Source organism: Lysobacter sp. Root76 (assembly GCF_001428685.1).
In the GTDB taxonomy this organism is placed as follows: domain Bacteria; phylum Pseudomonadota; class Gammaproteobacteria; order Xanthomonadales; family Xanthomonadaceae; genus Lysobacter.
In genome coordinates, this window is record NZ_LMIK01000001.1 from 574,155 (window position 1) to 591,436 (window position 17,282).

The window sequence follows — 17,282 nt, forward strand, 5'->3', positions numbered from 1 at the left end:
CGACCGCCGCTGCGCCTGCGCCCACGAACGAGCGCGCGGACGGCGAGCGCGCGGACACGTTCGCGCCGCGGCTGCTGCGCTGGTTCGACGTGTCCGGCCGCCACGACCTGCCCTGGCAGCATCCGCGCACGCCGTACCGGGTCTGGCTGTCGGAAATCATGCTGCAGCAGACCCAGGTCAAGACCGCGGCGCCCTACTTCGAACGTTTCGTCGCCGCCTTGCCGTCGCTGCCCACGCTCGCCGCCGCGCCGCAGGACCAGGTTCTGGCGCTGTGGTCGGGCCTGGGCTACTACGCCCGCGCGCGCAACCTGCACGCGACCGCCCAGCGTTGCGTCGAACTGCACGGCGGCGAGCTGCCGCGCGATCTCGACGCCCTGACCGCCCTGCCCGGCATCGGCCGCAGCACCGCCGCGGCGATCCTGTCGCAGGCCTGGGGCGATCGCCACGCGATCCTCGACGGCAACGTCAAGCGCGTGCTCAGCCGCTATCACGGCGTGACCGGTTATCCCGGCCTGCCGGCGGTGGAAAAACAACTGTGGGCGCTGGCCGAGCGTTCCGTTTCGAGCCCGCTGCTGCCCGCCGCGCGCATGGCCGACTACACCCAGGCGCAGATGGATCTGGGCGCGACCCTGTGCACGCGCGCCGATCCGGCCTGCGTGCTGTGCCCCTTGCAGGACGACTGCGTCGCCCGCCGCGAAGGCCGGGTCGCCGAACTGCCCACGCCCAAGCCCGGCAAGGTCGCGCCGCAGCGTTACGCGCAGGTGCTGTGGCTGATCGACGCGCAGGACCGGGTGTTGCTGCAGCGGCGCCCGCCGGCCGGGATCTGGGCCTCGCTGTGGACCCTGCCGCAGGCCGACGACGCGCAGCTCGCGCAACATTGGTTCGACGGCCATGTGCGCGGCGACTTCGCCGGCGCCGAAGCCTTGGCCCCGATCGCGCACGCGTTCAGCCACTACAAGCTGGAACTGCAGCCGCTGCGCTGGCGCGGCATCGCCCCGCACGGCGCGGTGCGCGACAATGACGACCTGCGCTGGGTCGCGCGCGCCGAACTGTCCGCGCTGGGCATACCGGCGCCGATCCGCAAACTGCTGGAACGCAACGACTAGCGCGGCGGCCTCGCCGCCACGCACCACGCCCGCGGCCTGCGCCGCGGGCCGCCAATCTCAGGAACTCCGATGCCGCGCACCGTCCATTGCCAATACGAACACCGCGACACCGACGGCCTGGACTTCGTGCCCTGGCCCGGAGAACTGGGCAAGCGCGTATTCGCCAACATCGGCAAGACCGCGTGGGCGGCATGGCTGGCCCATCAGACCATGCTGATCAACGAGAACCGCCTGTCGCCGCTGGACCCCAAGCACCGCGCCTTCCTGGAAGCGGAAATGGAGAAGTTCCTGTTCGGCGGCGGCGCCGACAAGCCGGCCGGTTACGTGGCGCCGGAAACCTGAGCGACGCCGCCCGGCGCGGCTTACTTGCCGTCCTGCGCTTTGGCGTCCTGCGGCGACACGTCGTCGCGCATTTCCGGCACCGTGCCGGCCGAGCGCATGTCGCGCTGCGCCTGCTTGATCGCCTTGACGTCGAGCGGACGGATCGAGCCGATATGGCAGGGGAACGGAATCGCGCTGCGGCTGAGCACCATCACCTTGTCGAAGCGCGAATAGACCCGGCCGGCCTGGTTGCTGACCGTGATCGCCGAAGCGAAATCCAGGTCCGGGCAACGGCCCTGCAGCTCCAATAGAAACGCCTGGTTGGGCCGCGTCCATACCGCGAGCGCGCTGTCGCCGAGCGGAGTCCAGCCGTCGAGGCGGCCGAAGTACTGGAAGGCCGGCACCGGCGCGCCGGCGTGGGCGCGATACAGCGCGAGGCGGTCGGCGTCGCGCATCTTGGGATCGGTCGCGCAGGCGCTCATCGCGAACAAGGTCAGCGCGGCGGATACGGCGAAAAGTAAGCGTTTCATGGCGGCTCCTATGGCTGGTACAGCCCACATCTGCTTGCTCCGAAAGCATCATGCGCCGCCGCCGGCGCACTGCGTCGGCGCCTGCGCAGGCCGTTCAGCGGACATGCGGCTTGCCAGATCGTTCGGCCCTCCGTATCATCCCGCTCCTCATCACGGCCTGCCGTGAAATGGCCGGGTAGCTCAGTTGGTAGAGCAGGGGATTGAAAATCCCCGTGTCGGGGGTTCGATTCCCTCCCCGGCCACCATTTCGCAGGTCTTGAACCGTAAACCCCGCATGGCGCCAGCCCTGTGGGGTTTTCTGTTTCTGGGGTCGCGATCCTGGGATGGCGATCCTGCGATGGCGCTTTTCTCGGGTGCGATTTCCTCGGCGCGATTTCCCCGAGGGCGATTTCGGCGGGCTCGATTACGGGCGAGCTCCCGAGCGACCGCTGCGCCCTACCCGCCCGACCGCCGCGTGCATCCATTCCCGGCCCGCGCTCGTATGGATACGCATGCTCGGACTGCGCATCGCCTTCCCTACCCATCCAGCGCGCGCGACGCCGACCGCGCCGGGGATCGATTCGGCTTTCGGGCCCCCATCATCGCGGTGTCGGCGTGCCCGCCTCATCGTCGCCCCTCGCGGCCGCCGCCATGCGCTGCGATACGATGCGGCGGCAACCTCGATCCGCCTTGGCCACACAGGTGCAGGAATGCCCGAGTTACCGCAACGCCAGCCCACCCCGGAAAGCGAACGCCTCGACGGCCTGTTGAGCGCGGTCGCCGGCGGCGACCGCGGCGCCTTCGAAGCCCTGTACCGCGCCACCTCCGGCAAGCTGCTCGGCGTCTGCCTGCGCGTGCTGCCCGACCGCGCCGAGGCCGAGGACGTGCTGCAGGAGGTCTACGCCAGCGTCTGGCGCAAGGCCGTGCAGTTCGACGCCGGCCGCGCCGGCGCGATCACCTGGCTGGCGATGATCGCGCGCAACAAGGCCATCGACCGCGCCCGCACGCTGCCGGCGCCGCAGCGCATGGCCTCGATCGAACTCGCCGACGACGTCGCCGATCACGCCGCCTCACCGCTGCAGCAGGCCGAGGCCGCGAACGAGCGCAGCCGGCTGGATATCTGCATGCAGGGCCTGGAAGCGCGGCGCCGCGCGCTGATCCGCACCGCGTTCTTCGACGGCGCGACCTACGAGGAACTGGCCGCGCGCATCGGCTCGCCGCTGGGTTCGGTCAAGAGCTGGATCCGGCGCGGCCTGGTCCAACTGCGCGCGTGCCTGGAATCATGAGCGCGCACGATCCCCACTTCGACGATGGCGCCGGGCCCGAGCCGCCCGAGGCGGATCTGTTCGCCGCCGAATACGTGCTGGGCGTGCTGAACGCGCGGCAACGGCTGCAGGCGCAGGCGCGCATCGCCGCCGATCCTGCGTTCGCGCAGGCGGTCGCCGATTGGGAACGGCGCCTGGCGGACCTGCTGGACGGGATCGCACCCGCGGACGTGCCCGCGCACCTGTGGCCGCGCCTGCGCACGCGCCTGGGCTGGTCGCCGGTCGGCGACGAGCGCCGCGGCCTCTGGCAGAACCTGGGCTTCTGGCGTGCCGCGACCGGACTCGCGGCCGCTGCGGCGCTGGCCGCGATCTTCGTTGGCCGTCCGCCGCAGCCGCCGGCCGTGACGCCGACGCCGCCGGTCGCGGTACAACCGGCCGCGCAGGCCAAACCGGTGACCACCCTGGTCCACGACGACGGCAGTCCCGGCTGGATGGCCTCGCTGGACCTCAAGCAAGGCCAGGTGCTGATGGTGCCGGTGCGCGCGCCGGCCGACGCCCAGGGCCGCATGCCCGAGCTGTGGCTGATCCCGGCCGGGCATGCGCCGCTGTCGTTGGGCATGGTCTCGACCGAATGGCCGCACATGGTCGCCGTGCCCAAGCAGCACCAGTGGGCGCTCAAGCCGGGCACGATCCTGGCGATCACCCTGGAGCCAGCCAGCGGCGCCCCGCAGGGCGCGCCCACCGGCCCCATGGTCGCCAAGGGCGGCCTGCAGACGATCTTCTGAGTTCGGCAAAAAATGGCCCGGCAGCGGCCGGGCCAGTCTCGCCTTGCGGCGAGGGGGATGCGTAGACGTCCATTCCGACCTCTATAAGGCGCTAACGCGGGCGGCCGCCGACAACGGCCAGATCCGCGCCGCAAACAACCGACAAAAAAATGGGCACCCGCTACGACCCGGATGCCCCCGATGAGCGGTTAGAGAGTGCAAGAGAGGGAGGGAATGCCTGCTTTCCACCCGGACCGTCCTTGGCCGGATAAGGCGGGAAACTCAGTAGGACTGCGCGACCAGCGCCGCCTCGTACGCATCGACATGGCCGCTGCCGACCTCGAACGGCAGGCGCCCGGCCATGGGGTTGGCGGTCGCGGTGAGGATCTGCTTGACCTCCATCGGGTCCAGCGCCGGATTGGCCTCCAGCAACAGGGCGACGATGCCGGCCACGTGCGGGGTCGCCATCGATGTGCCGCTCATATGCGTGTAGTACAGCGCTTTGGCACCGAGCGAGGCATCCTGCGGCAAGGCCAGCACCGGCAGCAGACCGGTCAGGGCGCGGGTCGAGACGATGTCGACGCCGGTCGCGACCAGGCTGGGCTGATTGGTGTAAGTCCAGCTCACCCCGTCGGGCATGGTGAAGCTGGCGCTTTCGCCGGGATTGCCGCGCGAAGAGAAGTCGGCGAGCGTGCCGTCCTTGTTGCCGGCGCCGACCGAGATCACCCACGGCGCCTGCGCATAGGGGTTGTGGGTATTGGCGGCAGGGCCGTCGTTGCCGGCCGCGAACACGCTGACGATGCCCTGCTTGTAGGCCTCGTAGCTGGCGAGGTTGACCGGGTCGGTGGGATCGAACGCGCCCGAGGAGCCCCAGGAATTGGAGATCACCCGGATCGGCGAGGCGAAGCTGTTCTTGTGGCTGATCGCATAGTCGTAACCGCCGACCGCGTCCAGGATCGAGATCACCGCGCCGGAGCCGTAGCCGACCAGGTCCGCGCCGGTGGCGACGCCGCGGTACAGCCCGGCCGACTGCGCGCCGCTGCCGCCGACGGTGCCGGCGCAATGGGTGCCGTGGCCGGAGCTGATATCGGTGTTGAGCTGGTTCTCCAGTACCACCACCGGCAGGAAATCCAGCACCGCGTGCAGGTTGGTCAGGGCCTGCACGTTCTGGATCACGCGCTGGCCGTACTTGAGGTCGGCGTGGGTAGCGTCGATGCCCGAGTCGTTGATCATCACCGCCACCCCGCGCCCGGTGTAGGGCGTGGTGCGGCCGAAGTCGCCGGGATTGGCCTGGACCCGGTTCACCCCGGACAGCTCGCGCGCCTCCTGGTTGTAGTACTCCAACGCACGGTTGAGGTGGATCGCGCGCACGTCGCTGCGCTGGGCCAGGGCGCGGATCTGCGCCGGCGTGGCCAGCGCGCCGGCGATCGGCAGGTTGCGCATGCTGATGCCCTTGCCGATGCCGAGCGAACGCAGCACCTGCAGCTGGCTGCTGCGCACCGGACCGGGCTGGTCGTAGGACACCACGACTTCGAGCCGCTCCAGCGCGGACGCGGTGCCGAGCACCCGGTCCAGGGCGGCATCGAGCTGGGCGCCGGCCAGGGCCATGCCGCTGGCCATCATGCCCACGGTCAGCGCGGACAGCTTGAGGAAGGTGCGGCGAGTGCGTTGCATGCGCGGGTTCTCCATGAATACGGACGGCGGCGCCGGGGACGATGCGGGGGGCCGGCAACCGCACGATGGCGGTCCTGATCCGGGCGCAGCCATCCGGATGAACGCCCAGGGCCCGTGGGGGAATTCCCCTAGAGACTTCATCTGGCACGCGGAGTACGCTCGGCGCATGCCGTTGCCCTGTCTGCGCCCACGGCGGACGCCGACCGGGCCACGGTCCACGGGGGGTGTCGCATGGCGAACTGGGCATGGAGTGCGCTGTTGGCTGCAGTGTTGTGGGGCGGTTCGGGACCGGCCAATGCGCAATCGCTGCCGGTCAGCGTCAACATCTCGGGCAACGAGGCCAATGCCTTCGTCGGCCTGCCCGGACTGACCATCCTGGACCTGAGCCTGGAGTTCGAGAACGCCCAGGGCCTGAACGCGAACAGCCTCGGCATCGGCGCCAAGATCGTCAGCCCGCTCAGCCCACTGCTGCAGGGGCGATTGCCCAGCCTCAGCCTGACCTCGCTGACCGCGGCCCTGCCGGTGCTGATCACCATCGAGCCGCCGGCCAACGGCGGCCTGCGCTTCCAGGGCACCGGGCGGGTCGAACTGCATACCCACGTCCTGCCCTATGCGCTGGGCAGTTCGCTGCGCCTGTTCAAAGGATCGCTGGGCGGGCCGTTCTACGACATCACCGACGAGATCGCCCAGGGCAGCGTGCGCGCGCGCGGCACCTATGGCGGCTTCTCGCAGTTCCTGATCCTGATCGACCTGCGCCCCACCGGCATGGTCATCGACGAAAAGATCCTGCGCCTGCGCAACCGCGTCGCCTTGCTGCCGGTCGCCGAGCAGCCGGCGTTCACCGCGCTGCTGGACAGTACCGAGGATGCCCTGGACAACGGCGACTACCCGGCCGCGCTGACCGCGATCGACGCCGTGCGCAGCCTGGCCCAGGCCAACGCCGGCACCACCCTGCCCAACGAATGGCGGGCCGACCACAGCACCACCAACCATGCCGGCGAACTGATCGCCGGCGCCGCGACCCTGCGCTTCAGCGTGGTCTACCAACGCGACTACGGACAGTGATGCGCATCCGCCATGAGGCCGCCGGCCGCGCTTAAGATGCGCCCATGCCGGCGCGCCTAATCGCTTACCCGCCCGAAACCGCAGCGATCACCTGCTGGATCGCCGCGGGCGGGCGTCTGCGCATCGGCCGCGCCGCCGATTGCGACCTGGTCCTGGAGCACCCCTCGGTCTCGCGCGCCCACGCCGAACTGCACCACGACGGCAAGCAGTGGCGCCTGCACGACCTGGGCAGCAAGAACGGCAGCTACGCCGACGGCATCGCAGTCGAGGACTCGGCGCTGGCGGCGCCGTCCTGGCTGCGCTTCGGCGACGTCCATTGCGATTTCGCCGAGTTCGACGAAGCCCAAAGCGAGGGTCTGCGCCTGCGCCTGCAGCAGCGCCGCGATTTCTCCCTCGCGCTGACCCGCCGGGTCGAAGCCGGAGCCGACCCCGATCGCCTGCCCGAGGAAGTGCTGCGCGGCGTGGTCGAGCTGGCCGATTGCAGCCGCGGTTTCCTGCTCCTGGCCAGCGGCGACGACTACTCGGTGCGCGCCAGCGTAGTGCTGGACCCGGCCGCGCTGCGTTCGCGGGTGTTCTGCGGCAGCGTCGGCGCGGTCCAGCGCGCGCTGTCGCTGCGCAAGCCGGTGGTGGTCAACGAAGTCGCGCGCAGCGACTGGGCCGCCGACCGCGCGTCGATCGTCGACGGCGGCCTCAAGAGCCTGGTCTGCCTGCCGCTGCTGGACGGCGCGCGCACCCTGGGCGCGATCTACGCCGACCGCCGCAGCCCGGGCGAACCGATCACCGAGTTCGACCTGGAACTGCTCAGCGCCTTCGCCGAGAGCGCGGCGCTGTGGCTGCTGGCGCGCAGCGCGGTCGAAGCGCTCGACGACGCCCCGCGCTGGAGCACGATAGTCGCAGGCCCGCACGGAAGCACACCATGACCGAACCTTCCGCGGCGACCGCCACCGGGCTCTACGCGCAGCAGCGGCTGGCGCCGGGCACGGTGCTGGCCGGGCGCTTCCGGATCGAGTCGGTGCTGGGCGTCGGCGGCATGGGCGTGGTCTACCGCGCCACCGACCTGACCCTGGACGTGACCGTCGCGCTCAAGCTGCTGCGCCCGGAACTGGCCACCCGCGCCGACGCCTTCGAGCGCTTCCGCCAGGAACTGCTGATGGCGCGCCAGGTGTCGAGCCCGCGCGTGGTGCGCATCCACGACCTCGCCCAGCACGACGGCCAATGGCTGATCGGCATGGACTACATCGACGGCGAAGCACTGGACCGCAAGCTCGACCGCGAAGGCCCGCTGCCGATCGAGGACGCGATCCGGATCGCGCGCCAGGTCGGCGAAGGCCTGTCGGCCGCGCATGCGCGCGGCGTGATCCATCGCGACCTCAAGCCCGCCAACGTCCTGGTCGATCGCGCCGGCGACGCCTGCATCACCGACTTCGGCGTCGCCCGTTCGCTCGCCAGCACCGGCCTGACCCAGTCCGGCGCGGTGGTCGGCACGCCCGACTACCTGTCGCCGGAACAGGCGCGCGGCGAAGCGGTCGATGCGCGCAGCGATCTTTATGCGCTGGGCCTAATCCTGTACGAAATGCTCGCCGGCGCCATGCCCTTCGCCGGCGGCACCGTGCACGAGGTGCTGGCGCAACGCATGCTGCGCGCGCCCGCGCCGGTGACCCGGCAACGGCCGCAGACGCCGCCGTGGCTGGCGCGCCTGGTCGACCGCCTGCTGCGCCCGCAACCCGCGCACCGCCTGCGCAGCGCCGACGAGGTCGTGCGCGCGCTCGAACAGCGCAAGCTCGCGCGCGACTACCGGCCGCGCCGCGGCGCCTGGCTCGCGCTGGCCGCGGCGCTGGCGCTGGCGTCGGCGGCCGGCGTCTGGCTGTGGCGCGCGCAAACTCCGGCCGTGCCCGAAGGCGTGGCCGCGGTCGCGCCGCTGCACCGCCTGCTGGTGTTGCCGATCGATGCGCCGGACGAGGCCCAGCTCGCGCCCGCACGTCGCGTCGCCCTCGCCGCGCAATTGCGCAGCGCCCTGGCCGGCGTGCCGGGCCTGGCCGTGGTCGACGAGGACCGTACCCAGCAGGCATTGCGCCAGCTCGATCCCACCGGCAGCGCACGGCTCGACTCCGATGCCTTGCGCCGCACCGTCGGCGCCGACCGCATGCTGCACGTGGTGCTGCGTCGTGACGGCCAGGGTTGGCTGGCCGACGCCGAACTCGAAGACGAGCGCGGCGGCGCTCATCGCAGCAGCGGCCGCGGCGCCGATCCGCTCGCCGCATTCACAGCCTTGCCGGCGGATGCCGGTTTCCGCCGCGATCTCGGCCTGAGCGCACCGCTCGCCCTGACCCTGCCCGCCTCAGCCGCGCTCGACGCCTACGGCGACGGCCTGCGCGCGCGCCAGGACAGCGCACCGGTGGAAGCGCTGGCGGCGTTCCGCAAGACCGCCGAGGTCGCACCCGCCTTCGCTCCGGCCTGGCTGGGCGTGGCCGAATCGGCGCAGGCGATCGGCGATCTCGACGCCGCCTACGACGCGCTCGAACGCGGCCAGCGCGTCGCCGCCGATGCGCCGCAAACGCTACGCCGCCGCTTCGCCGCCGAACGCGCCCTGCTCGACGGCGATGCCGAAGCCGCGGCCGCGCAATGGCGCGCGCAATTGCAGGCCACCCCCGACGACACCCGCGCCGAACTCGAACTCGGCCGCACCCTGGGCGCGGGCGGCGATCTCGCCGGCGCGGTCAAACAACTGCAAAGCCTGACCGCGCGCGACGCCAACGACCCGCGCGCCTGGTACGAACTGGGCAAGTTCTCGATCCTGCACGGCCAGGCCCGGCGCGCGGTCGACGACTACCTGGTGCGCGCGCTGGTGCTCTACAAGCGCAGCGGCAACCGCTACGGCGAGGCCGAAACCGTCAACGCGCTCGGCATCGGCTACAGCCGCCTGGGCCAGAACGATCAGGCCCAGGAGCAATACCGCAAAGCCGTGGAACTGCGGCGCGCGGTCGGCAATCGCCGCGGCCTGGCCACTAGCCTGCGCAACCTCGGCAACGTGCTGTCGCTGTCGGGCCGCTACGACGAAGCCGCCGCCAGCCTGCAGCAGGCGCGCGAACTGCACCTGGCCCTGGACGACCGCCACGGCCTGGCCGCGGTCGACAACGAGCTGGGCCTGCTGGCCGAAGAACGCGGCGACTATCCGGCCGCGCTGGCTGCGTTCCGGCTCGCCCTGCAAGGCTGGCAGCAGACCGGCGACGCCCAGGGCACCGCGCAGGCGCTCAACGACATCGGCTTCGCCCACTACCAGCTCGGCGCCTACGACGACGCCCAGGCCTACCTGTCGCAGTCGGCCGGCGCCTACGAAAAACTCGGCGACCAGACCGGACGCATCCGCACCGCACAGAACCTCGGCCAGCTCGCGATCGCGCGCGGCCAATGGAACGCCGCGCGCGAACAGCTGGAACGCGCATTGAGCGACGCCGAACGCGAACAGATGGTCGAGGAAGCCGCGGTCAGCCGCCGCAACCTGGCCGAACTGGCGCTGCTGCAGGGTCGCTACGACGAAGCGCTGACCCAGGCCGGCAAGGCCGAAGCCTTGTTCCGCCAGCGCCAGGATCCGCGCGGCATCGCCGATGCCGGACTGCTGCGCGCGCAAACCCTGATCGCCGCCGGCGCCGACGGCGAAGCGGCCAAGGCCCTGGACGCGATCGCCGAACCGGTCGCGCAGGCGCCCGCCGAACAACGTGGCATCGATGCGCTGCTGCGCGCGCAACTCGCCCGCCGCGCCGGCGACGCCAAGGCCGCGGCGCAGCGCCTGGCCGAGGCGCGCCGCTACGCCGATGCCTCCGGTGTGCGCCTGCTGCGGCTGCAGGTCGATCTGGAAGCGATGAAAGCCGGCGCCAGCGAACCCCGACTCGGCGCCGACGTGGTCGCGCTCGGCCACACCGCGCTGCGCCTGGACTGGGCGGAAGCCGCGATGGTCCAGGCGCTGGCCGCGCGCGACCCGGCCGGCGCGGTGAAGCGCTATCGCGAGGTCGTGCCGCTGCTGCGGCGCGGCGACTACGCCGGCGCCTTGCGCCTGCACGACCTCGGCGCACAGGCGCTGGGCCTGGCCGGCGATGCCGGCGCCGCCGCCCACGCCCGCGACGACGCCGTGGCCGCGCTCCAACGCGTGCGCGAACACCTGCCCACGACCCTGCGCAGCGGCTTCGATGCCGCGCCGCAGATCGCGCGCCTGGACCGCGCGCACCCGGCGCGCGAGCCCTGAGCCGTCGCCATGGACGAACTCTCGACCCTGCGCCGGCAATACCAGGACCTGCTCGAACGCCTGGAGCGCAACGAGCGCGAATTCCGCCGCCTCGGCCGCGCGGTCTGGCGCGTGCAGGAGGACGAACGCCGCCGCCTCGCGCGCGAACTGCACGACGGCATCGGCCAGAACCTGACCGTGCTCAAGCACCGCCTGGACCAGCTCGACGCCGCCCTGCCGCCCGCCCGCGACGACGCCCACGCCACCCTAGCCGCGGCCTTGGCGCTGTGCGGCGACACCCTGCAGGACACGCGCGAACTGTCGCGCCTGCTGCGTCCGCCGATCCTCGACGACCTCGGCCTGGAAGCGGCGCTGCGCTGGCTGGTGCGCAGCCAGGCCGAAGCCAGCGGCGTGCGCATCGAGCTCGAGATCGAAGCCCTGCCAGCGCTGGACGGCGAACTGCAGACGCTGCTGTTCCGGGTCGCCCAGGAAGCGCTCAACAACGCCGCCAAACATGCTCAGGCCCAGCTGGTTCGCGTCCACCTGACCGCGCGCGACGGAGGCTTGCAGTTGCGCGTGCACGACGACGGCCGCGGCTGCGAGCTCGAACAGGCCGTGCAGGGCGGCGGCAGCGGCCTGGGCGGCATGCGCGAGCGCCTGCGCCTGTACGGCGGGGTGCTGCAGTTGCGCAGCGCCCCCGGCGAAGGCCTGCGCCTGAGCGTGCGCGTGCCCTTGTCGCCTCCTTGAACGCCGACGCTTGACGCGCGTCGGACACGCGAGCAGCGTAGAGCCATGGGGACCAAGACCGTGCGCGTACTGATCGCCGACGACCACACGATGGTCCGGGAGAGTTTGGTCGGGCTGTTGCAGGCCGAGGGCGACGTCCAGGTCGTGGCCCAGGCCGCGGACGGGCTGGAAACCCTGGAGAAGGCGGTCGCGACCCGCCCCGACGTGGTCATCACCGACATCTCGATGCCGCGCCTCAACGGCATCGAAGTCGTGCGCCGCCTGTGCGAGGCCCTGCCCGACACCCGCGTGCTGGTGCTGACCATGCACCAGGAAAACGAATACGTGCTGCAGGCGGTGCGCGTCGGCGCCTCCGGCTACATGGTCAAGGACAGCGCCGCCTCGGAACTGCTGGCCGCGGTGCGCGGCGTCCATGCCGGACACGGCTACTTCGGCCCGCAGGCGGCACGCGCGCTGGCCGAGCAACTGCAGCATCCCGAGCGCGACCTCGGCGATCCCTACGGCCGCCTGACCGCGCGCGAACGCGAGGTCTTCCACCTGATCGCCGAAGGCCACACCACCAAGGAAATCGCGCGCGAGCTGACGATCAGCGTCAAGACCGCCGAAAACCACCGCGCCCGCGTGCTCGACAAGCTGGACGTGCGCAACACCGCCGAACTGGTGCGGTATGCGTTGCGCAAGGGTTTGGTCGACTAGGGCTGGAGCGAATCCCTGCTTTTGCGAAGGGAGAACAGCGAGGCGGTGCAACCGGATCGGCCGCGCAAACGCCTCCGGAGCCGAAGCAACTGCCCCTCCAAAGAGAACGGCAGCCCGCCCCCCAGGATCGGCCGCAGCCGCGTCCCCATCCAAAGCGGGACCGAGGGCGATCGGCCCGGCACTCGCCGGCCTGCATCGCCCCTCCACGGCAGCATCCCCCACCCTACGCCGTAGTATCCTCGGCCTCCCATAACGGCTTACGGCGGAGCGGCAGCATGAAGGCGATGCGTTGGACTCGTGGATTGGCCCTGGCGAGTTGCGCCTTGCTGCTGGCCGCCTGCGTCGGCGGACCGGTACGTCGCGTGTCCGAGCCGTCCGCGCGCATCCAGCAGCTGACCGTGCGCGCCGACGGCAGCTGGTCGGCCGAGCTGCGGATCGAGAACTTCAGCAGCATCCCGATGCGCTTCGACCGCTTCGACCTGGCCCTGAGCCTGGGCAGCGACGAGGCCGGCCGCCTGCAAGGCACGCCGGCGTTGTCGATCGGCCCCGAATCGGCGGACGTGATCGCGGTGAACCTGCGGCCCACCGGCGCGGCCAAGCTCGCCGTCGCCGACGCGCTCGCGAGCGGCCGCAGCGTGTCCTACACGCTCAAGGGCAGCATCGACGCCACCCCGGACGAAGCCAAGAAGCAGCGCAACTTCGAAGTCGACCGCAGCAGCGCGCTGAGTCCCGCGCCCGGCCTGCCCGGCGTGCTGCGCTGACGGCCGCGATCGGGGCTTCGGGATTCGGGAGTCGCACCCCCGTCCTGACCCCTGCTTCTTCGCTTTCGCCAATCCCGAATCCCTAATCACGAATCCCAGCCTATGAGCACCTACAAAGCCCCCCTCGCCGATATGCGTTTCGCCCTGTTCGACGTGCTCGGCGCCGAAGCCGCATTCAAACGCCTGGGCTTCGCCGATGCCACGCGCGACGTGCTCGACGCCGTACTCGACGAAGGCGCGCGTTTCACCGAAACCGTGCTCGCTCCGCTCAACCGCGTCGGCGACGAGATCGGCTGCAGCTACGACAAGGCCAGCGGCGCGGTGACCACGCCGCCGGGCTTCAAGCAGGCCTATGCGCAGTACGTCGAAGGCGGCTGGGCCGGCCTGGTCTCGCCCAGCGAATTCGGCGGCCAGGGCCTGCCGCACGCGGCCGGCGTGCCGCTCAAGGAAATGATCGACGCCGCCAACCTGGCCTGGGGCAACTTCCCGCTGCTTTCGCACGGCGCCACCGAGGCCCTGCTGCATCACGGCGAAGCCTGGCAGCAGGAGGTGTTCCTCAAGCCGCTGATCGAAGGCCGCTGGACCGGCACCATGTGCCTGACCGAACCGCATTGCGGCACCGACCTGGGCCTGCTCAAGACCCGCGCCGAGCCCAACGCCGACGGCAGCTATTCGATCACCGGCACCAAGATCTTCATCACCGCCGGCGAGCACGACTTCACCGACAACATCGTCCACCTCGTGCTGGCGCGCCTGCCGGACGCGCCTGCCGGCAGCAAGGGCATTTCGCTGTTCGTGGTGCCCAAGGTCCAGGTCTCCCGCGACGGCGGCATCGGCGCCGCCAACGCGGTGCGTTGCGGCGCGCTCGAACACAAGATGGGCATCCACGGCTCGGCCACCTGCGTGATGAACTTCGACGGCGCCCAGGGCTATCTGATCGGCCAGCCGCACAAGGGCCTGATGGCGATGTTCACCATGATGAACACCGCCCGCCTCGCGGTGGGCCTGCAGGGCCTGGGCCTGTCCGACCGCGCCCTGCAGAACGCGCTCACCTACTCGCGCGAACGTCTGCAGATGCGCGCGCTGTCGGGCGCGAAATTCCCCGACAAGGCGGCCGATCCGATCATCGTCCACCCCGACGTGCGCCGCATGCTGCTGACCTGCAAGGCCCTGGTCGAAGGCGGCCGGGTGATGGGCTACCACGGCGCGCTGCTGGTCGACGTCGCCCACCACGCGCCCGACGCCGCCGAACGCGAACGCGCCGATGCGCTGGTCGGTTTCATGACCCCGATCGTCAAGGCCTGCCTGACCGAGTGGGGCGTGGAATGCACTTACCACGCGCTGCAGTGCTACGGCGGCCACGGCTACATCGCCGAGCACGGCATGGAACAGCTCGCCCGCGATGCCCGCATCACCACCCTGTACGAAGGCACCACCGGCATCCAGGCCCTGGACCTGCTCGGCCGCAAGGTCATGCAGCTGCAGGGCGCGGGTCTGCGCGTGATGCTGGAGGAGATCGAAACCTTCTGCGCCGCCAACGCCGACAACGCCACGGTCGCCGAATTCATCGGCCCGCTGCGCGAACAGGCCGCGCAATGGCAGCAACTGACCATGCAGATCGGCCAGCGCGCGGTCGCCGACGCCGACGAGGTCGGCGCGGCCGCCTACGACTACCTGATGTATTCGGGCTACGTCGCGCTGGCCTACTGGTGGGCGCGCAGCGTCGCCGCCAGCGAAGCCTCCTCTCAGTCCGAGCGCTTCAAGGCCGGCAAGCGCGAGACCGCGCGCTTCTACTTCGCACGCCTGCTGCCTCGTACCCGCGCCCACGCCGCGGCGATCGCCGCGCCGGCCTCGACCCTGACCGCACTCGACGCCGACGCCTTCGACGTCTGATCGCAACAGCGCCCGCGCGGCCACGGACGGCCGCGCAGCGGGCATCGCGCCCGCGCCAGCTACCCAAAACGTCATCAAACGGGTATAAGCTGATATCCCGATGGAGACCCATAGAGCGAGCCTACGCTTGGTCCGAACCGGAACCCACGCAGAGCGACTGCTGCGTGAGCCGGAAGTCCTCGGCGTCTCTGGCTTGGACCTCGCCCAGCGCTACGCGCACCCACGCCCGCCCAGCGACCGCCTCAATGCGGTACGGCTCCTGTCGCTCGATGCGCATGGCCGCGTGCTCGACTGGATGAACTGGCAGGAAGCGACCTGCCTTTACGTGCGCGGCGCGGTGGCCTGGACCTTGGGCGACCCCTGCCTGCGCGTGCACGGCGGCACCAGCCGCCTCAGCGGCGAGCAGAGCCTGATCGAACTGCATCCGATCGTGGCCGCGCGCGGCCACGCCCGTACCCATGCGCTCGACCCGACCCCGGCCCTGACCAACGCCGCCCTGTTCGCGCGCGACGACTACCTGTGCCTGTACTGCGGCCGCGACTTCAACCGCCCGCACCTGACCCGCGACCATGTGATCCCGGTGTCCAAGGGCGGCCGCGACATCTGGGAGAACGTGGTCGCCGCCTGCTTCCACTGCAATTCGCGCAAGGGCAACCGCACCCCGCAGCAGGCCGGCATGCCGCTGCTCGCGGTGCCGTACCGGCCGAGCTGGGTCGAGCACCTGATCCTGTCGAACCGCAACATCCTCGCCGACCAGATGGCCTTCCTGCGCAACCAGCTGCCCAAGAAGGCGCGTCTGCCCGCCTGAACGGCGCAAGCCCTGGCCGTCGATACGGCCGTACCGCGCAAGGCCAAGCCGTGACGCCCGTCGCGCTCTACCGCTCGCTAAACGCGCACCTGCCGAAGAACGCTGGTTTGCGACGCGTTGCGCGCGTTGACGAGGTGATGGCTGTCCGCAACACTCGTCCACCACAGAAAAGATGGACGACGCAACGATGGCTCTGACCCTCGGTCTGACCGGAATGGACCCGGCGACGGAGACCGCACTGCAGGCGGCCTTCAAAGATGCCAACGCCCGCCTCGGCGCGCGCTGGCAGCTGCTGCCCGAGAGCCAGGCCGACTACGTCGTCGTGGACATGGACAGCATGTACGGCCCGATGAGCTGGCTGCGCCTGCATGCCGCGGGCAAGAGCGTGATCGCGCTGACCAGCGCCCCGCGCACCCAGGCCGACTACCGCCTCGCCCAGCCGTTCGACGCCAACGCTATCGGCGATTTGTTACGCGAGATCGCGACCCAGGCCGGGCAGCCGCTGGAACCCGCGCCGGCACCGCCCGCGATCGCCAGCGCGCCGAGCCCGGCACCCGCCGCGCCCAGCCCCGCTCCCGCCGCGCCCCGGCCCGCGCCGGCCGAACCGATCCCGACCCTGGACCGCGCGGTCGAGATTCCGCTCGGGGTCGCGCCCACGCCGGCGCCGGCGCCCAGGGCGGCACCTGCGCCTGCGCCTGCGCCTGCACCTGCACCTGTCGCAGCCGCGCCGGCTCCCGCACCGCCTGCGCCCGCACCCGCCGCACCGAAGCCCGCACCCGCCCCGGCACCCGCCGCCGCGGTCGGCGAATCGCTGCTGGTCTGGCTGACCTCCGGCCGTCTGCGCGGCCGGGTCCGCCTGCGCGGCGCCGAGCCCCTGTTCATCGACGCCGAGCAGCGCCAGTACTACGGCCCGTCCGCGCTCAAGCCGCTGTCGGCCTATTTCGAGAAGAACCCGTCCGCGGCCGATTTCGAAGCCGTCGACGACAAGAGCTGGGCCGCCGCGATCGCGCCGCTGGGCGAGGCCATGCCGCTGGCGCGCCTGGTCTGGTTCGGCAGCCTGCTCGCCGGCCACGGCGCCCTGGCGCCCGGCTACGACCCGCAGCGCCGCTACCAGATGGTCAAGTGGCCGCAGACCGAACGCGAGTTCCCCAAGCACTTCCGCATCGCCACGGTGATGATGAAGGGCCCGGCGACCCTGGCCGAGATCACCGAAGCCAGCGGCGTGCCGGCCAGCGACGTCGCCGACTTCGTCAACGCCAACCTCGCCACCGGTTTCGCCGAGCCCGAGTCCGAGCCCGATCCGGCGGAACCGGCCAAGGCCGGCGGCCTATTCGGACGCCTGCGCGGCCGCTGATCGCCGCGATCGCAGGCGCGAGGCCGCGGCCCGCGCCTGAACCCGCCACGCACCCGCTTCTTGCCCGCCTCACACAGGGGCGGGACAATGACCGACTGAA

General features: G+C 71.2%; 15 protein-coding genes and 1 tRNA gene. 14 read left to right on the forward strand and 2 right to left on the reverse strand.

Annotation, left to right across the window (positions count from 1 at the left end; translation table 11 throughout):
* Positions 1-71 precede the first annotated feature (71 nt).
* Together mutY and ASE10_RS02320 are read left to right on the forward strand one after the other, a co-directional pair.
* A complete protein-coding gene (gene mutY / locus ASE10_RS02315) occupies positions 72-1,106 on the forward strand; it encodes an A/G-specific adenine glycosylase (RefSeq protein WP_055903939.1) in 1,035 nt (344 codons plus the stop codon).
* A gap of 69 nt (positions 1,107-1,175) precedes the next feature.
* Entirely contained in the window at positions 1,176-1,448 is a 273-nt protein-coding gene (locus tag ASE10_RS02320) for an oxidative damage protection protein (protein ID WP_055902695.1), read from the forward strand.
* Between the two features lie 20 nt (positions 1,449-1,468).
* Here ASE10_RS02320 and ASE10_RS02325 read toward each other — a convergent pair whose 3' ends face one another.
* Positions 1,469-1,957, reverse strand: a complete 489-nt coding sequence (locus tag ASE10_RS02325) for a DUF6491 family protein (protein WP_055902697.1) — start codon at positions 1,955-1,957, stop codon at positions 1,469-1,471.
* A gap of 169 nt (positions 1,958-2,126) precedes the next feature.
* Between ASE10_RS02325 and ASE10_RS02330 the strand changes: the two genes are divergently transcribed.
* From ASE10_RS02330 to ASE10_RS02340, 3 genes are all read left to right on the forward strand, one after another.
* A tRNA-Phe gene (locus ASE10_RS02330) sits at positions 2,127-2,202 on the forward strand.
* A 444-nt stretch (positions 2,203-2,646) separates the two neighbouring features.
* A complete protein-coding gene (locus ASE10_RS02335; RefSeq protein ID WP_055902703.1) occupies positions 2,647-3,222 on the forward strand; it encodes a sigma-70 family RNA polymerase sigma factor in 576 nt (191 codons plus the stop codon).
* The gene (locus ASE10_RS02340) at positions 3,219-3,986 is read left to right on the forward strand and encodes an anti-sigma factor (RefSeq protein WP_056305062.1); all 768 of its coding nucleotides are present in this window, start codon (positions 3,219-3,221) and stop codon (positions 3,984-3,986) included. The genes ASE10_RS02335 and ASE10_RS02340 overlap by 4 nt, the downstream gene beginning before the upstream one ends.
* A 261-nt stretch (positions 3,987-4,247) precedes the next feature.
* Here the strand turns inward: ASE10_RS02340 and ASE10_RS02345 are convergent, their stop codons facing one another.
* Entirely contained in the window at positions 4,248-5,639 is a 1,392-nt protein-coding gene (locus ASE10_RS02345; protein WP_055903942.1) for a S8 family serine peptidase, read from the reverse strand.
* Between the two features lie 258 nt (positions 5,640-5,897).
* Between ASE10_RS02345 and ASE10_RS02350 the strand changes: the two genes are divergently transcribed.
* The 9 genes from ASE10_RS02350 to ASE10_RS20495 all read left to right on the forward strand — a co-directional run bounded on the left by ASE10_RS02350 (position 5,898) and on the right by ASE10_RS20495 (position 17,182).
* Positions 5,898-6,704, forward strand: coding sequence for a DUF6689 family protein (locus tag ASE10_RS02350; protein WP_327037115.1), 807 nt, complete (start codon positions 5,898-5,900; stop codon positions 6,702-6,704).
* A 44-nt stretch (positions 6,705-6,748) separates the two neighbouring features.
* Positions 6,749-7,624, forward strand: coding sequence for an FHA domain-containing protein (locus tag ASE10_RS02355; protein WP_055902710.1), 876 nt, complete (start codon positions 6,749-6,751; stop codon positions 7,622-7,624).
* Entirely contained in the window at positions 7,621-10,944 is a 3,324-nt protein-coding gene (locus ASE10_RS02360; RefSeq protein WP_082559641.1) for a serine/threonine-protein kinase, read from the forward strand. Before ASE10_RS02355 ends, ASE10_RS02360 begins: the two co-directional genes overlap by 4 nt.
* A gap of 9 nt (positions 10,945-10,953) precedes the next feature.
* Positions 10,954-11,670 (forward strand): sensor histidine kinase, encoded by a 717-nt coding sequence (locus ASE10_RS02365; protein ID WP_055902712.1) that lies wholly within the window; start codon positions 10,954-10,956, stop codon positions 11,668-11,670.
* 45 nt (positions 11,671-11,715) lie between these two features.
* A complete protein-coding gene (locus tag ASE10_RS02370) occupies positions 11,716-12,366 on the forward strand; it encodes a response regulator transcription factor (protein WP_055902718.1) in 651 nt (216 codons plus the stop codon).
* Between the two features lie 284 nt (positions 12,367-12,650).
* Positions 12,651-13,127: an LEA type 2 family protein gene (locus tag ASE10_RS02375; RefSeq protein WP_055903945.1), complete on the forward strand. Its 477-nt coding sequence runs from the start codon at positions 12,651-12,653 to the stop codon at positions 13,125-13,127.
* 102 nt (positions 13,128-13,229) lie between these two features.
* Complete coding sequence (locus ASE10_RS02380) at positions 13,230-15,020, forward strand: acyl-CoA dehydrogenase C-terminal domain-containing protein (RefSeq protein WP_055902720.1); 1,791 nt, start codon at positions 13,230-13,232, stop codon at positions 15,018-15,020.
* 193 nt (positions 15,021-15,213) lie between these two features.
* Complete coding sequence (locus tag ASE10_RS02385) at positions 15,214-15,828, forward strand: HNH endonuclease (RefSeq protein WP_235565810.1); 615 nt, start codon at positions 15,214-15,216, stop codon at positions 15,826-15,828.
* Positions 15,829-16,015: 187 nt separating this feature from the next.
* Positions 16,016-17,182 (forward strand): hypothetical protein, encoded by a 1,167-nt coding sequence (locus ASE10_RS20495; RefSeq protein ID WP_162255233.1) that lies wholly within the window; start codon positions 16,016-16,018, stop codon positions 17,180-17,182.
* Positions 17,183-17,282 lie beyond the last annotated feature (100 nt).

What these genes read in the sequence shown, in the direction of transcription:
- ASE10_RS02335 (WP_055902703.1), top strand. Translation starts at nt 2,647, where the DNA reads ATGCCCGAGTTACCGCAACGCCAGCCCACCCCGGAAAGCGAACGCCTC.
- ASE10_RS02375 (WP_055903945.1), top strand. Translation starts at nt 12,651, where the DNA reads ATGCGTTGGACTCGTGGATTGGCCCTGGCGAGTTGCGCCTTGCTGCTG.
- ASE10_RS02370 (WP_055902718.1), top strand. Translation starts at nt 11,716, where the DNA reads ATGGGGACCAAGACCGTGCGCGTACTGATCGCCGACGACCACACGATG.
- ASE10_RS02355 (WP_055902710.1), top strand. Translation starts at nt 6,749, where the DNA reads ATGCCGGCGCGCCTAATCGCTTACCCGCCCGAAACCGCAGCGATCACC.
- ASE10_RS02320 (WP_055902695.1), top strand. Translation starts at nt 1,176, where the DNA reads ATGCCGCGCACCGTCCATTGCCAATACGAACACCGCGACACCGACGGC.
- ASE10_RS02365 (WP_055902712.1), top strand. Translation starts at nt 10,954, where the DNA reads ATGGACGAACTCTCGACCCTGCGCCGGCAATACCAGGACCTGCTCGAA.
- ASE10_RS02345 (WP_055903942.1), bottom strand. Translation starts at nt 5,639, where the DNA reads ATGCAACGCACTCGCCGCACCTTCCTCAAGCTGTCCGCGCTGACCGTG.
- ASE10_RS02380 (WP_055902720.1), top strand. Translation starts at nt 13,230, where the DNA reads ATGAGCACCTACAAAGCCCCCCTCGCCGATATGCGTTTCGCCCTGTTC.
- ASE10_RS02325 (WP_055902697.1), bottom strand. Translation starts at nt 1,957, where the DNA reads ATGAAACGCTTACTTTTCGCCGTATCCGCCGCGCTGACCTTGTTCGCG.
- ASE10_RS02360 (WP_082559641.1), top strand. Translation starts at nt 7,621, where the DNA reads ATGACCGAACCTTCCGCGGCGACCGCCACCGGGCTCTACGCGCAGCAG.
- ASE10_RS20495 (WP_162255233.1), top strand. Translation starts at nt 16,016, where the DNA reads ATGGCTCTGACCCTCGGTCTGACCGGAATGGACCCGGCGACGGAGACC.
- ASE10_RS02340 (WP_056305062.1), top strand. Translation starts at nt 3,219, where the DNA reads ATGAGCGCGCACGATCCCCACTTCGACGATGGCGCCGGGCCCGAGCCG.